The organism is Embleya sp. NBC_00896, assembly GCF_045207785.1.
Taxonomy (GTDB): Bacteria; Actinomycetota; Actinomycetes; order Streptomycetales; family Streptomycetaceae; genus Embleya.
On sequence record NZ_CP108777.1, the window covers coordinates 1,104,649 to 1,118,171 of the forward strand.

Consider the following 13,523-nt stretch of genomic DNA (forward strand, 5'->3'; position numbering starts at 1 on the left):
ATGCTGTCCACAAACGGTCGCCATCGCGCCGCTCGACCCACCAACGTCCGCCGCTTCGTCGCGGCGGTCGGCATCGCGGGCATGGGTGCCGTGATCCCCGTGGCCACCGCCGGCCCGGCCCTCGCCCAGGCCCCCTCGGCTTCCGAGCAGCCGGCCGCGAACGTGCTGACCGGGGCCCCCACCGCGGTCGAGTCGGCCCCCGCCCCGGCCGAAGCCGCCGCGCCGCAGGCCACCACCGCCCCGGCCGACAAGGCCGATTACGTGGTCAAGGCCGGCGACACGCTGTTCCAGCTCGCCGCCACGAACAAGGTCTCCGGTGGCTGGCAGAGCTTGTACGAGCTCAACCGCGACGTGCTGCTCTCCGGCCCGGACCTGATCCAGATCGGCCAGACCCTGCGCCTGACCGGTGCCGCGCCCGTGCTCCCCAAGGCGGACGCCCCGGCCAAGCCGAGCATCACCGTCAAGCCGAAGACGACCACGACCCCCGGCAAGACCACCCCCAAGGCGGCCAAGCCGGCGGTCAAGCCCGCCACCAAGACCCCGGCCAAGCCGTCGACCACCACCGGTGGCTCGAAGGGCGCCCAGGCGCCGACGTCCTCGGCCGGCCAGTCGACCGCGGCCGCCAAGGCCGTGGCCTACGCCCGCGCCCAGCTCGGCAAGCCCTACGTGTACGGCGCCACCGGCCCGAACGCGTTCGACTGCTCCGGTCTCGTCCAGGCCGCGTACAAGAGCGCGGGCATCTCGCTGCCCCGCGTGACCACCGCGCAGTTCACGGCCGACACGCACGTGTCGATCTCGAACCTCAAGCCCGGTGACCTGGTCTTCTTCTACTCGGGCATCAGCCACGTCGGCATCTACATCGGCGACGGCAAGATGATCCACGCGCCCAACCCGCGCAAGTCGGTCGAGATCTCCTCGATCAACACCATGCCGATCGCCGGCGCCACCCGCCCGGCCTGATCGCACCGGAACGGCGGCAGCGGACAGCGCGGCAAGCGGTGAGTGGTAACCGCACCGCGTGAGAACCGCATAGTGGGACAGCAGTTCGGCGCCGTGCGCCCCGATGACGGTCGGGGCGTGCGGCGCCGCTCCATGTCACCCGCCGGCGACCGCCCCCGTGCCGGCGTCGATCGCGTACAGGTGCCGGTCCGTGCTGCACACGTAGACCACCTCGCCCGCGACGACCGGGCCGTACGGCACCCCGCCCGGCCGGCAGCGCCAACGCTCGGTGCCGTCCGCCGCGTCCACCGCGTACACGGTGCCGTCCTGGCCGCACGCGTACACGACTCCCGCCGCGACGGCCGGCGAGGTCGGGATCGGCCCACCCGTGGCGAAGCGCCAAACCGATCGGCCGGTGGCCGTGTCGACGGCGTGCAGGGCGTTGCCGGCGGAGCCGACGTAGGCCCGGGTGCCCGCCAACACGGGTCGGCTCCGGATCGGACCCAGGCCCGATGTCACCCACCGCCGCACCCCCGTGGCCGGGTCGAGCGCGATCAGCCGGCCGTCGGTGCCGGCGACGCACAACATGTCGTCGGCGAGCGCCGGTTCGGTGAGGAAGGCGGCCTGCGAGGCTGGGCGCGCGTCGTGGGTCCACTTGGTCTGGCCGGAGCGCACGTTCACGGCGACGACCAGGCCGGTCATCGTGCTCGCGAACAGCCGACGCCCCGCCACGATCGGGGCGCCGTGCAGGAGTCCGTGGGTGCTCCAGCGCCGCTTGGCCAATCCGGTGGCCGCGTCCACCGCGACGAGGTTGTTGGTGCCCTTGGTGGAGAGGTACACGACGCCGTCGGCGAGGGCCGGTGTGCCGTGGCTGAACAGGCCCGTGGCGAACTGCCAGAGCCGGCCGCCGTCGGCCGGCCCGAACGCGACCAACCCCGCTCCGTGCACAACGACCAACCCGTCCCGCACGCACGGAGGCGACGGCGCCGAGCCACCGACCTTCGCGCGCCACCGCGGCGCCCCGTCGGCGGCGTCGATCGCGTACAGGTGCCCGTCGGCGCTCGACAGGTACAGCACGCCGTCCGCGACTGTCGGCAGCGCCACGGCCTTGCGCCCGATCGGGAACCGCCACGGCTGCCATCCCGCCGGCGGCCTTGGCGTCGGGGTCGGGCCGCCGGGTCGGACCAACGTGCGCTGCCAGGCGAGGTTGACGAGCTCGGGAACGCGGTCGGCGGACGGGGGCGGCGGGACCGCGGGGAGCGGGTCGTCGGCAGGCGGGGGCGGGGGCACCGGTGCGGGTTCGGGGTCGGGGTCGGGTTCGGGTTCGGGTATCGGTGCGGGTTCGGGCACCGCTTCGGGCACCGGTGCGGGTACGGACGCCGCGGGCTCCCGACTCGGCGCCGGCGCCGCGGGGTCCGACCCGGGATCCGGCACGGACTCCGCACCGTCCGCCGCCGCCGGCCCGTCCGCGTCCAGCGCCGCACTCGCCGTGCGCAGCAGTTCGTGCGCGATGTCGATCGGCAACCAGTCCGGGTCCGGCCGGCCCGTCCGGACCGATCCGACGGCGTCGGGCAACCCGTCGAGCAGGCCGAGCAGATCGGTCACGCTCGGCCGGTCGTCGGGCTGCTTCGCCAGGCACTCCCGCAGCAGGTCGGCGTACCCGGCGGGCACGCCGTCCAGGTCGGGCTCCCGCAGCGCGATGTTCGCGAGCAGCACCGGCAGTGGTCCGCTCCCGAACGGCAGCCGACCGGTCGCCGCGTACGCGAGCACCGCGCCGCAGGAGAACACGTCGCTCGGCGGGCCGACGTCGGCTCGTTCGAACTGCTCCGGCGACATGAAGCCGAAGGTGCCGACGGTTTGCCCGGTGGCGGTCAGCGTGGTCATCCCGGAGACCGACGCGATGCCGAAGTCGATCACGCGTGGCCCGGCGACCGCGAGCAGTACGTTCGACGGCTTGAGGTCGCGGTGCACCAACCCGGCGGCGTGGATGCCCTTCAGCGCGACGGCCAGGCCGCCCGCGAGCCGGCCCAGGGTGCGCTCGGGCAGCGCGCCGTACCGCTCGACCGCGTCGCCGAGCGGCATGCCCGGGATGTACGCGGTGGCCAGCCACGGCATGTCGGCGTGCGCGTCGGCCGCGACCACGGCCGCCGTGTAGCGCGCGTCCACCGCCCGCGCGGCGGCCACCTCCCGGGCGAACCGCCGGCGGAACTCGCCACCACCCTCGTCCAGCAGGTCGGCCCGGATCAGCTTGACGGCCACCGCGCGCCCGGTCGCCGAACGGCCCAGGTAGACCCGGCCCATTCCGCCGGTGCCGAGTCGGCCCAGAATCCGGAACTCCCCCACGGCGACCGGGTCGCCCGCCCGCAACGGCTCCATCCCCGACGTCACTCCCCGCATCCGCCCCGACGATCGCAGGCAACCCTGCCACAGCCCCTCGACCGCCGGCATCGGCGCGACGGCGGAGCCCTCGGCGACGAACGCGCGCCGACCCGCCGCCCGGCCGAACACCCGTACCCGGAGACCGCGGAGACCGCGACGGGGTTCCGGTCGCCGTGGTTCTCCGACGCGAACCGAACACCCGTACCCAAAGACCGCGACGGGGTTCCGTTCGCCGTGGTTCCCCGACGCGAAGTCGACGCGATCGTGCACCGGACCGGCCGGGCGACCCGGTCGAGTACCCCGCCGACCGTCGCGCGTCGTGCGATTCGTATCGTCGATCGCTCGCCGGGGCGATCCGCCCCCGCCGAGCGATCGGGAAACGATCAGCAAGCGATCAGGATCGGTGCCCTCATGAGTTCGACCCCCCGCCTTCGCCTGCGCGTGCAGGTCGCCGCCTACGCCCTGGAGCACGCGCCGAATCGCCGGGGACCGCTCGACGACGCGTGGATCGCGCTGGTCCGGGCCCCCGAGGGTCTGACCGTGATCCGCGAGGCCGCCCCCGACACCGCGCCCGCGGATCGGTGGGTCGGCCTGTACGACGCCGACGCGGGGCACGGTCTCGACGTCCCGGGCCTGCTCGCCTCGGTCGTCGGCCCGTTGGCGGCGGCCGGCGTCCCCGTGTTCGTCGCCTCGACCTATCACGCCGACCTGGTCCTGGTCCCGGAGCCGAAGTGGGACGCCGCGACGGTCGCGTTGCGGGCCGCCGGCCACACGATCGTCGACGCGGCGGGGTAGGCCCCGTCCGGGCGGGTCGGGTGCCGTACGCGAGCGCGGGGCGCGGGGCGCGAACCGCCGCCGGGGCGCCGTCGACGCGGACGCCCGCATCGCCGTGCGGCCCCACCGCGGCGGTCGAGGTGTTCCGGGTCGGCCTCGTCGACCGCCACGGCGTCGATCGGGCGTCGCGGCGGCCTCGGCGCCACCCGCAAGGGTGATGATGGTGCCGTGACAGAGATCGAACTGCGGCATTGTCGCGACCGGGACGCCGCCGCGATCGCCGACGAACTGGTGGACGTCTACGCCGACGTGTACGGCGGGCCGCCCTACGCCGGGGACCCGTTCTTCGCCGTGGACAGGTTTGCGCAGCGGCTGCGCGGCGCCTTGGCCATGAACGGTTTCGAGGTCGTCACCGCGCGCGTCGACGGGCGGCTCGCGGGCTACGTACACGGCGTCACCCTCGACCCCGCGCAGCCGTGGTGGGACTCGCTCGCGGCTGCCCGGCCCGCTGCGGCGGTGCGCGCGGCCGAACGCGAAGACGTGTTCTGGCTGCGGGAGTTGATGGTCCGGCCCGACGCCGCGGGACACGGCGTCGGGCGCCGACTGCACGCGGCCGTCGTCGCTGGCCGCAATGAGGGCTGGACGACGCTGACCTGCATCGTGGACAACGAGCCCGCGCACTCCGCGTACGGCCGATGGGGGTACCGGATCCTCGGCCCGATCAGGCACGCCCCCGAGTCGCCGGTGTACGACGCGATGCTGCTGCTGCCGCCGGCGGGTAACGGCTCCTCGTCGTAGGCCCGCTTGACGTTCCCGTGGTGTGCCCGGCACGCCGACGGATCAAAAAATAGGTAGACCGGTCTAGTTTTTCTAGACCGGTCTACCTACTATCGACGCATGGCAAGAAACAACGACACGCGTGAGCGGGTCCTCGGGACCGCCGCGGCGCTCTTCCAGCGGCAGGGCTACTCGGGGACCGGGCTCAATCAGGTGCTGGCCGAGAGCAACGCGCCCAAAGGGTCGCTCTACTTCCACTTTCCCGGCGGCAAGGAGCAGCTCGCCGCCGAGGCGATCGCCCGGTCCGGTGGCGAACTCGGCGAGCGGATCGCCGCCGTGGTACGGGACGCCCCGGGGCCGCGGGCCGCGCTCGCCGGGATCGCCGCGCTGTTCGCGGACAACCTCGTCGTGTCCGACTTCCACGGCGGCTGCCCGGTCGCCACGGTCGCGCTGGAGGCGGCGGCCGACAGCGAGCCGATCCGCGCGTCCTGCGATCTGACCTACACCGCGTGGCTGGACGGCCTCGCCCTCGCGCTGTCCCGCTGGGGGGTGGCCGCGCCGGCCGCCGCGCCGCTCGCGACGTTGATCGTGTCGTCGTTGCAGGGCGCGATCCTGCTCGCCAAGGTCCGCCACGACACCGCCGCCCTCCACGAGGTCGGCGACCAACTCGGCACCCTGATCGAGCAGACGGTCAGCGCGCGATAGACCACCCGGCCCAGAGCACCCGGCCCGCCCGACCGAGGGCCGGCGACAGCGCCCGGACGACCGGACGACGTAACAACCGAACCATCGAAAAGGGATCGGCACGATGCGCGTACATCACCTCAACTGCGGCTCCATGATCGAGATCAACCCCGCGGACGGCCCCGACAGCCCGCTGCTCCCCGCCCGGGTGGTCTGCCACTGCCTCCTGATCGAGACCGACTCCGCCGGGCTCGTCCTGGTGGAGACCGGCCTGGGCACCAACGACGTCCTGTACCCGAACGACTACCTCGGCGCGGAGTGGGTCGGCTTCGCGGCGCCCGTCCTCGACCTGGACGAGACCGCCGTACGCCAGGTCCGGCGACTGGGCTTCGCCCCCGAGGACGTCCGACACATCGTGCTCACCCACCTCGACCGCGACCACGCCGGCGGCCTCGCCGACTTCCCGCACGCCAAGGTGCACGTCCACAAGAGCGAGTACGAGGCGGGCATCGCCGGCGGCGTCGACCGCTACCGCGCCGCGCAACTGGCGCACGGCCCGATCTGGGCGACGTACGCGAGCCGACAGGGCGATCCCTGGTTCGGCTTCGACGCGGTGCGCCGGCTCGACGGCCTGCCGGAGGAGATCCTGCTCGTCCCGCTCGGCGGCCACACCGAGGGCCACAGCGCCGTCGCCGTGGACACCGGCGACCGTTGGCTGCTGCACGCCGGCGACGCGTACTTCTACCACGGCGAGGTCGACCCGGACGATCCCCGCTCGCATCCGCTGCTCGATCTCGTCCAGGTCGGCGGCGAGGTCGACCGCCCGCTCCGCCTCGGCAACCACGCCCGCCTGCGCGAGGTTGCCCGTCTGCACGGCGACAAGGTCGACGTCTTCTCGTCCCACGACCCGTGGGAATTCCGGCGCTACGGCACGAAGTAGCCCTGCCCGGGCCCGGGCAGCGGATCCGTTCCCGGCCGCCGACGCCGCCCGGGGCCGTTCGCACCCCGTCCGGCCCCGCCACACCGCCGCCCCGCCGCCCCGCCGCACCCATGAAAGGGTGACGATCCAAGGAATCGCGGCGGGACGAGCCAAGGGGTGCCGGGCGTGCGGGATTTGCAAGCGGATGATCCGCAACAGGTGGGCGGTTACCGGCTGTTGGCGCGGCTTGGGGTCGGCGGCATGGGCCGGGTCTACCTCGGCCGGTCGGCGACGGGACGGGCCGTCGCGGTGAAGGTGATCCGCGCCGACCTGCTCGACGACACCGCGGGCGCCGGGGAGTTCCGCCGTCGGTTCGCGCGCGAGGTCACCGCGGCGCGGTCGGTGGACGCGCGATTCACCGCCCCCGTGGTCGACGCGGATCCTGGCGCCGACATGCCGTGGCTGGCCACGGTGTACATCCCCGGCCTGTCCCTGGCCGACGCGCTCGGCGACTACGGCGCCTTCCCCGAGCGCGGTCTCGGCCAACTCGCGGGCGGCCTGGCGGTCGCGCTCGACGGCATCCACGCGGTCGGCCTCGTACACCGGGACCTGAAGCCGTCGAACGTGCTGCTGTCCGCGGACGGCCCACACGTGATCGACTTCGGCATCGCGCTCGTCTCGGGCCTGAGTACGCTCACCGCGACCGGACTGACCGTCGGCACCCTCGGCTTCATGTCCCCCGAGCAGTTCGACAGCGGGGACGTGGGACCCGCGAGCGACGTGTTCTCGTACGGCGCGGTCCTCGCGTACGCCGCCACCGGGCGCGCGCCGTTCGGCGCCGGGTCGTTGCCGGTGCTGCTGGCCAACATCGCGCTGCGCGAACCCGACCTGGACGGCGTGCCGGCCGCCTACCTGGACCTGCTCCGGGCCTGCCTGGACAAGGACCCCGCCCGGCGGCCCACGGCACGGGAAGCGCTGACGCTCCTGCCGGACGCGGACCGCGCCCGGTTGCGGGCGCCGGATCCGGACTGGCTGCCCGTGCGCATCGCGCATCGGCTGCTGCGGGCGGCCGGGTCGGCGTTGGACGCGGAGGTCCCGATCGGCGCCGGACCACCCGTCGATGTCGCACCGCCGGTGACCGAGCCGCGCGTGCCGTCGACTCCCCCGCCCGTCGACCGCCGGGGAACGAGCACGATCCCGTGGGCCCGCACCGCGATCGACCCCGACCCGGCGCCGGCCGTGCGGCCGCCCACCTCCTGGCGGCCCTGGAGCTACCCGGCCGGCCGCAGGACGCTGTCCCCGGCGGCGCTGGCGGACGGCATCGTGTACGTCGGTTCCGACGACCGGGAGATCCTGGCCGTGGACGTGGCCACCGGTGAGCCGCGTTGGCGGTTCCGGCTGGACGGCTCGATCCCCGTCCCGCCCATCGTGCGGGACGGCGTCGTGTACGTCACCACCAACGGGAAATCCGTGTACGCCTTCGACGCGGTCACCGGCACCGGGAAGTGGCGGGTCGACCGAGGGCGCACGATCGGTGTCCCGTTGATGGGGCTCGCCGGCGGCACGCTGTTCACCGGCGCGTTCCCGCAGCAGGGCCTGATCGCCCTCGACGCGGCCACCGGCACCAACGCCTGGCGCCTGGACCTGCGCGGACTGCCGCAGGGCGAGCCGGCCTTCCACGGGGAGACCCTGTTCGCCGGCGTCCCCGGTCACCTGATCGCGATCGACACCATGCGCCGCGTCGAGCGGTGGAAGCTGCGGATCGGCGGCATGATGGCCGCGCCCACACCACCGACGTTCGCGGCGTCCACGCTCTACGTCGCCTCCAGCCGGAATCGGTTGCACGCCGTGGACGCCGGCACGGGCACCGAACGGTGGCGGGCCGACCTGGCAACCGCCCCGTCGCGACCGGTGGTAGCCGACGGCACGGTGTACGTCGTGAGCCGCCATGTCTTCCTGTGCGCCTTCGACGCGTCGACCGGCGCCGTGCGTTGGCGGTTCCAAATCGGTCGCAGCCACCTGTCGCCACCCGCGGTCGCGGACGGGGTGGTCTATGTCTGCTCCGACGAGCATCTGTACGCGGTGGACGCCGCCACGGGCACCGAACGCTGGCGGTGGCGCGCGGGCGCGAAGACGCACTCACCCGTCACCGCGGGCGGGGTCGTCTGCGTGTGCAGCGCCGACGGCCGGTTGTCCGCGATCGACGCGACCACGGGCGCCGCTCCGAACCGACCTACGGGGTAGGACGATTCGGCTCCTCGTGCACCTCACGCTTCGCGCCTCACGCCTCACGCCGATCCGGACCCGGCCGGGGGCGAGGACGCGCGCTACGTCGCCCGCGCCGCCGGATCGAGCAGCAGTTCCACGGCCAGGGACAGCGCTCCGCGCAACGCCGCGTCCTGGAGGAAGCGGGCGGGCACCACGACCGGCGGGAACGGGACCGCCTCGCCGGCCCGTCGGCGCAGCGCGGCCAGCACGCGCGGCGCCGAGCGCATGAGGCCGCCGGTGACGGCGACGCGTTCCGCGTCCAGCGTGGTGGCGAGATTCGCGACGTGCACGGCCAGTTCGTCCAACGCCTCGTCGACCAGGGCTCGCACGCGCGGGTCCCGGTCAGCGAAGACCGCGGCGGCGTCGACCTCGCGACCGAGCAACTCGGCGCCCCGGGCGGCCAGTCCGATGCCGGACGCGTACTCCTCCAGGGGCGCGTGGCCCGCGCCGAACCCGATGTCCTGGCGGCCACGCAGGAGATACCCGATCTCACCAGCCGCGCCGTGCGCCCCGCCCAGGACCCGGCCGCCGATCACGATCGCCGCGGCGATCCCGGTGCCGACGGTCAACAGGACGGCCGGGTCCGCGCCGCGCAGGCTGCCCCAACGGGACTCGGCGAGCGCGGCGGCCTTGGCGTCGTTGCCCACGGTGACCTGTCCGGGCCCCAGGCCGAACCCGTCGGCCAGAGTGCCCGCCAGCGCGAGGTCCTGCCACCCGGGCACGTTGGGGGCGAGCAGGATCCGGTCGGGCAGCACGATGCCGGGACTGACCGCGCCGACGGCCGGGCAGTGTCCGCCGGTCTCCTCGACGGTCCGCTCGATCAGCGCGCGGGCCGCGTCCACCGCGCGCCGGACCGCCTGTTCCGCGCCCTCGCGCGCGTCGGTGGCCAGGCGCCGTGTCGCGAGCATCGTGCCGTCGGGGCGCGCGGTGCCGATCGCGATCTTGGTACCGCCGAAATCGATGCCGCACACGAACGCGTCGCCCGCGCCGGAGCGGGCGACGGCTCGCTCCGGCGTGGGGACGGGCGTCGTGGGTCCGGGGCTTCGGTCGAGCGCCGTCACGCGGGCTCCGTGACGGCGGTGCCGGCCGGGCCGGTGGTATCGGGCGCGTCGGTGCCGTCGGCGGTGCCGGTCGCGTCCGCGCGGGAGTCGGCGAGGTACTCCTCGGTGATCTCGCGCGGCCCGAACGGCCAGGTCTTCTCGACCTTCGCCCAGACCAGGAAGGCTGCGCAGCCCAGCGCAACCCACGCCAGCGCCCACTCGATCGGGTGCCGGCCGGGCGAATTCCTGTCGGCGTAGCAGAAGATCGCGACCCAGCCGACGAGCGCGACCAGGGCCGGGACCGGATAGAGCCACATCCGGTACGGGCGGCGCAGGTTCGGTTGCCGGCGGCGGAGCACGATCAGGGCCGCGACCTGCGAGACCGCCTGGACGATCACCATGACGGCGGTGAGCAGCACGATGATCGTGTTGAAGTCGGTGTGGTTGCCGATCAGGAAGCCGGCCGCGGTCACCACGCCCATCGTGAGCAGGCCCACGGTCGGGAATCGGTGCCTGGGGTGCAGGCGGGCGAACTGCTTGAAGAACACCTTGTCGCGCGCCGCGTCGTAGGGCACCCGGGAGCCGCCGAGCAGGCCGGCGAACACGGACGCGAACGCGGTGATCAGGATGAGTACGGTCACGGTCTGCGCCGCGCCCTTGCCCCATGCCTTCTCCAGGACCAGCGAGCCGATCGAGGACGAGCCGGAGATCGTGTCGGTGTCGGTGACGCCGAGCACGCCGATCTGCATGATCAGGTAGATGCCCATGATGCCGACGATCGAGTAGACGATCGAGCGCGGCAGCACCCGGCCGGGATCCTTGACCTCGGCGCCGACGTACGCGGTCGTGTTGTAGCCGAGGTAGTCGTAGATCCCGATGTTGAGGCCGCCGACGAACGCGAGCCAGAAGCCGGTGGTGCCCAGGTCGAACGCGCCGTCGGGGTAGTCGAAGGCCATGCTCGGGTGGAAGTGCGTGTACGAGGCGATGATCACGGCGCCGACGCTGATCAGCATGACGACCCACATCACGGTGCTGAGCAGGCCGATCGACTCGATCTTGCGCCACAGCAGCAGCACCACCAGGACCACCACGCCGACGCCGACGAGGTCGCCCTCGGTCTGGTTCATCGACGGCCACAGGTATTGCAGGTACTGGACCATGCCGAGCACGCCGGTGGACATGATCAGCGGGATGAACAGGATCGCCGTCCAGACGAACAGGAACGGCATCAGCCGTCCGGTGCGGTACTGGAACGCCTCGCGGAGATAGATGTAGGTGCCGCCGGCGCCGGGCATCGCCGCGCCGAGTTCGGCCCAGATCAGGCCGTCGGCGAGGGCGAGCAGCGCGCCGGCGAGGAAGCCGAGGATGGCCTGGGGGCCGCCGAACGTGCCGACCATCAGCGGGATGGTGACGAACGGCCCGATGCCGCACATCTGACTCATGTTGATCGCGGTCGCCTGGAACAGGCCGATGCGGCGGACGAATCCGCCGTCCGGCGCGACCGCTCTCGGACCAGCGCTCACCGTGGACCTCCTGGAGAGGGACGCCCTGGGGACTCCAGGGGTCTGAAAGGTGGTGCGAGGAACGGGACTTCGTGGTGCTCCGGGCAGCCGCCGAGCTCCGTTTGTAAAGTAAAATTCCTTTACTAAAACCGCGTCAAGAGCGAACGGGGATTCGACCCGCGTCTTTGCCCTTCCGTGACGGATCGGGTGCCGCGCCGTAGCCGCTCGAGAGCACGCGCCACGCCGTTACAGTGACGCGACGACCCGTATCACCACTGACGGAGAGCCCGATGACCGCAGGTGGGACCCCGCCGACAGCCGAAACCCCCGCCGATGACGGTGCCGTTGCCGCCGGACCGGTCGCCGCCGGTGACGTCGGCGGCGGCGTCGGAGGGGCCGGCGCGCACTGGAATCGGGGCGTGTTGCGCAGCATCAACGAACGCGTGTTGCTGGACCGGGTCCGCGCGGCCGCACCGATCTCGCGCGCGCAACTGGCCCGCGACACGGGGCTGTCCAAGCCGACCGTGTCCACCGCCCTGGACACGCTCGAACGCGCGGGCCTGGTCCGGGCGGTGGGCCTGGAGACCGGCGCGCGCGGTCGGGCCGCGCTGCTGTACGAACCCGATCCGACGGCGGGGTACGTCGTGGGCATCGACGTCGGGCGGGCCTGGATCCGGGTGGCCGTGGCCGACCTCGACGGCAACCTGCTCGCCCGGCAGGATCGCCCCAACCGGGCCCGCAGTTCGGCGACCATGCTCGCCACCGCCACCAACCTCGCGCACGCGGTCGTCGCCGACGCCGGCCTGGAAGCGTCCGCCGTCGTGCACACGGTGATCGGCTGCCCGGGCGTGTACGACCGCGCGGCCGATCGGATCCGCTACGCCGTCAACCTGCCCGGGTGGGGACGCCCCGGGCTGCGCGGGCGGATGGAGGTCGCGCTCGGCACCACGGTCGAGATCGTCAACGACGCGAACCTGGCGGCGCTCGGCGAGTACCACTCCGGCGCGGGGGTGGGTTGCCCGCTCTTCGTGTACGTCACGGTGGGCACCGGTCTGGGCATGGGCATCGTCGCCGAGGGGCGGTTGTTCCCGGGGGCGAACGGGGCGGCCGGCGAGATCGGCTTCCTGCCGTTGTCGCCGCGGCCCTCGGATGTCGCCGAGGACGCCCCCGACGGCGTGGTGTCGCGGCGCGGAATGCTGGAGGACGCGGTATCCGCGGATGCCGTCGTGCGGGGGGCGCGGGCGCTCGGGATGGTTGGACCGCTCAGCGCGAAGGGGGTGTTCGACGCGGCGCGGCGCGGTCTGGAACCGGCGGCGAGCGCGGTGCGGCACGAGGCGCAGCGGCTCGCGCATGTGGTCGCGGCGGTCACGGCGGTGCTGGATCCGGAACTGGTGGTGCTGGGTGGGGGGATCGGTGCCAACGCGGATCTGTTGTTGGGGCCGATGACGTCGACGCTCCATGAGTTGACGCCGTTGCGGCCGCGGATGGCGGCGAGTTCCCTCGGGGAGGAGGCGGTGCTCTTGGGCGCGGTCGCTACGGCGGTTTCGGTGGCTCGGGATCGGGTGTTCGCGCACCACGCGATGGGGCTGGTGCCGTGAGGGTGTGGGCTGCGCCGGGCTTTTGTCCTCAAGCGCCGGTCGGGCTGGGGTTCGGCTGGGGTCGAGCGTCGGGTGGCTTCTCGGGCTTCGTCCTCAAACGCCCGAACATCGGGACGAAATTGAAGGCCCAGCCCGCCGCTTGGACCACGACGCGTTCACCGTCGGGCACCCGTTCGGGCAGCGGGCCGAGGAAGAACTCCCGGGCCGGATCGGCCGGGCGCGCGGCGACGCAGGTGCTTCGCCGGACCGGTTCCGGCGCGAGGCCGGGGATGTGCTCGCGCACCCATTCGGTGGCCTGGTCGAGGTCCGTGGCGTTCGGTCCGGCGCAGGCGTGCTCCGCGTCCGGCAGTGGGCTGATGATGTCGGGTGCGGCCCGGATCAGGTCGCTGCCGGTCCACGGGTTGTGGCCGTACCCGTAGTGCGAGTGGCGGAGGGCGCCCACCGACTCGGGGGTGCGAAAGGCGTACCAGGTGGGGAAGTCGGTGTCCTGCGTGCCCGCGACGCTAACACCCGGTTGGTATTCGAAAGCGGCTCCCGGCCGTCCACTTTCTTCGAGGTCTGGACCAATATTCGGTTTGGTATAGACCATTGACACCTCGTCGATGGCACTCCTAGCGTGGCCGACGCACGCAACGGGGGTGGT

At 73.2% G+C, this 13,523-nt stretch carries 11 protein-coding genes; 7 read left to right on the forward strand and 4 right to left on the reverse strand.

The features are described from left to right. Nucleotides 1-960, forward strand: coding sequence for an NlpC/P60 family protein (locus tag OG928_RS38185; protein ID WP_331766586.1), 960 nt, complete (start codon nt 1-3; stop codon nt 958-960). 135 nt (nt 961-1,095) lie between these two features. On the opposite strand, the gene OG928_RS38190 is transcribed toward OG928_RS38185, so the two are convergent. Continuing rightward, the gene (locus tag OG928_RS38190) at nt 1,096-3,447 is read right to left on the reverse strand and encodes a PQQ-binding-like beta-propeller repeat protein (protein ID WP_406291574.1); all 2,352 of its coding nucleotides are present in this window, start codon (nt 3,445-3,447) and stop codon (nt 1,096-1,098) included. Between the two features lie 282 nt (nt 3,448-3,729). Here OG928_RS38190 and OG928_RS38195 point away from each other — a divergent pair, with 282 nt between their 5' ends. The 5 genes from OG928_RS38195 (at nt 3,730) to OG928_RS38215 (ending at nt 8,716) form a co-directional block, all read left to right on the forward strand. Next, on the forward strand, nt 3,730-4,113 hold the full coding sequence (locus tag OG928_RS38195; RefSeq protein ID WP_331766588.1) for an ACT domain-containing protein: 384 nt from the start codon (nt 3,730-3,732) through the stop codon (nt 4,111-4,113). Nucleotides 4,114-4,320: 207 nt separating this feature from the next. Beyond that, nucleotides 4,321-4,890 (forward strand): GNAT family N-acetyltransferase, encoded by a 570-nt coding sequence (locus OG928_RS38200; protein ID WP_331766589.1) that lies wholly within the window; start codon nt 4,321-4,323, stop codon nt 4,888-4,890. Between the two features lie 99 nt (nt 4,891-4,989). Then, nucleotides 4,990-5,574, forward strand: a complete 585-nt coding sequence (locus OG928_RS38205) for a TetR/AcrR family transcriptional regulator (protein ID WP_331766590.1) — start codon at nt 4,990-4,992, stop codon at nt 5,572-5,574. Between the two features lie 103 nt (nt 5,575-5,677). Then, a complete protein-coding gene (locus tag OG928_RS38210) occupies nt 5,678-6,493 on the forward strand; it encodes an MBL fold metallo-hydrolase (RefSeq protein ID WP_331766591.1) in 816 nt (271 codons plus the stop codon). 165 nt (nt 6,494-6,658) lie between these two features. Further along, nucleotides 6,659-8,716, forward strand: a complete 2,058-nt coding sequence (locus tag OG928_RS38215) for a serine/threonine-protein kinase (protein WP_331766592.1) — start codon at nt 6,659-6,661, stop codon at nt 8,714-8,716. A gap of 83 nt (nt 8,717-8,799) precedes the next feature. Here the strand turns inward: OG928_RS38215 and OG928_RS38220 are convergent, their stop codons facing one another. Next, on the reverse strand, nt 8,800-9,711 hold the full coding sequence (locus OG928_RS38220; protein ID WP_331768261.1) for an ROK family protein: 912 nt from the start codon (nt 9,709-9,711) through the stop codon (nt 8,800-8,802). Nucleotides 9,712-9,797: 86 nt separating this feature from the next. After that, nucleotides 9,798-11,303, reverse strand: a complete 1,506-nt coding sequence (locus tag OG928_RS38225; protein WP_331766593.1) for an APC family permease — start codon at nt 11,301-11,303, stop codon at nt 9,798-9,800. Between the two features lie 269 nt (nt 11,304-11,572). On the opposite strand from OG928_RS38225, the gene OG928_RS38230 reads away from it, so the two are divergent. Beyond that, complete coding sequence (locus OG928_RS38230; RefSeq protein ID WP_331766594.1) at nt 11,573-12,880, forward strand: ROK family transcriptional regulator; 1,308 nt, start codon at nt 11,573-11,575, stop codon at nt 12,878-12,880. 28 nt (nt 12,881-12,908) lie between these two features. Here OG928_RS38230 and OG928_RS38235 read toward each other — a convergent pair whose 3' ends face one another. Beyond that, nucleotides 12,909-13,469, reverse strand: coding sequence for a hypothetical protein (locus OG928_RS38235; RefSeq protein ID WP_331766595.1), 561 nt, complete (start codon nt 13,467-13,469; stop codon nt 12,909-12,911). Between the last annotated feature and the right edge of the window lie 54 nt (nt 13,470-13,523).

Coding starts and splice junctions, on each gene's coding strand:
- OG928_RS38185 (WP_331766586.1), top strand. CDS start 1: ATGCTGTCCACAAACGGTCGCCATCGCGCCGCTCGACCCACCAACGTC.
- OG928_RS38195 (WP_331766588.1), top strand. CDS start 3,730: ATGAGTTCGACCCCCCGCCTTCGCCTGCGCGTGCAGGTCGCCGCCTAC.
- OG928_RS38205 (WP_331766590.1), top strand. CDS start 4,990: ATGGCAAGAAACAACGACACGCGTGAGCGGGTCCTCGGGACCGCCGCG.
- OG928_RS38210 (WP_331766591.1), top strand. CDS start 5,678: ATGCGCGTACATCACCTCAACTGCGGCTCCATGATCGAGATCAACCCC.
- OG928_RS38230 (WP_331766594.1), top strand. CDS start 11,573: ATGACCGCAGGTGGGACCCCGCCGACAGCCGAAACCCCCGCCGATGAC.
- OG928_RS38235 (WP_331766595.1), bottom strand. CDS start 13,469: ATGGTCTATACCAAACCGAATATTGGTCCAGACCTCGAAGAAAGTGGA.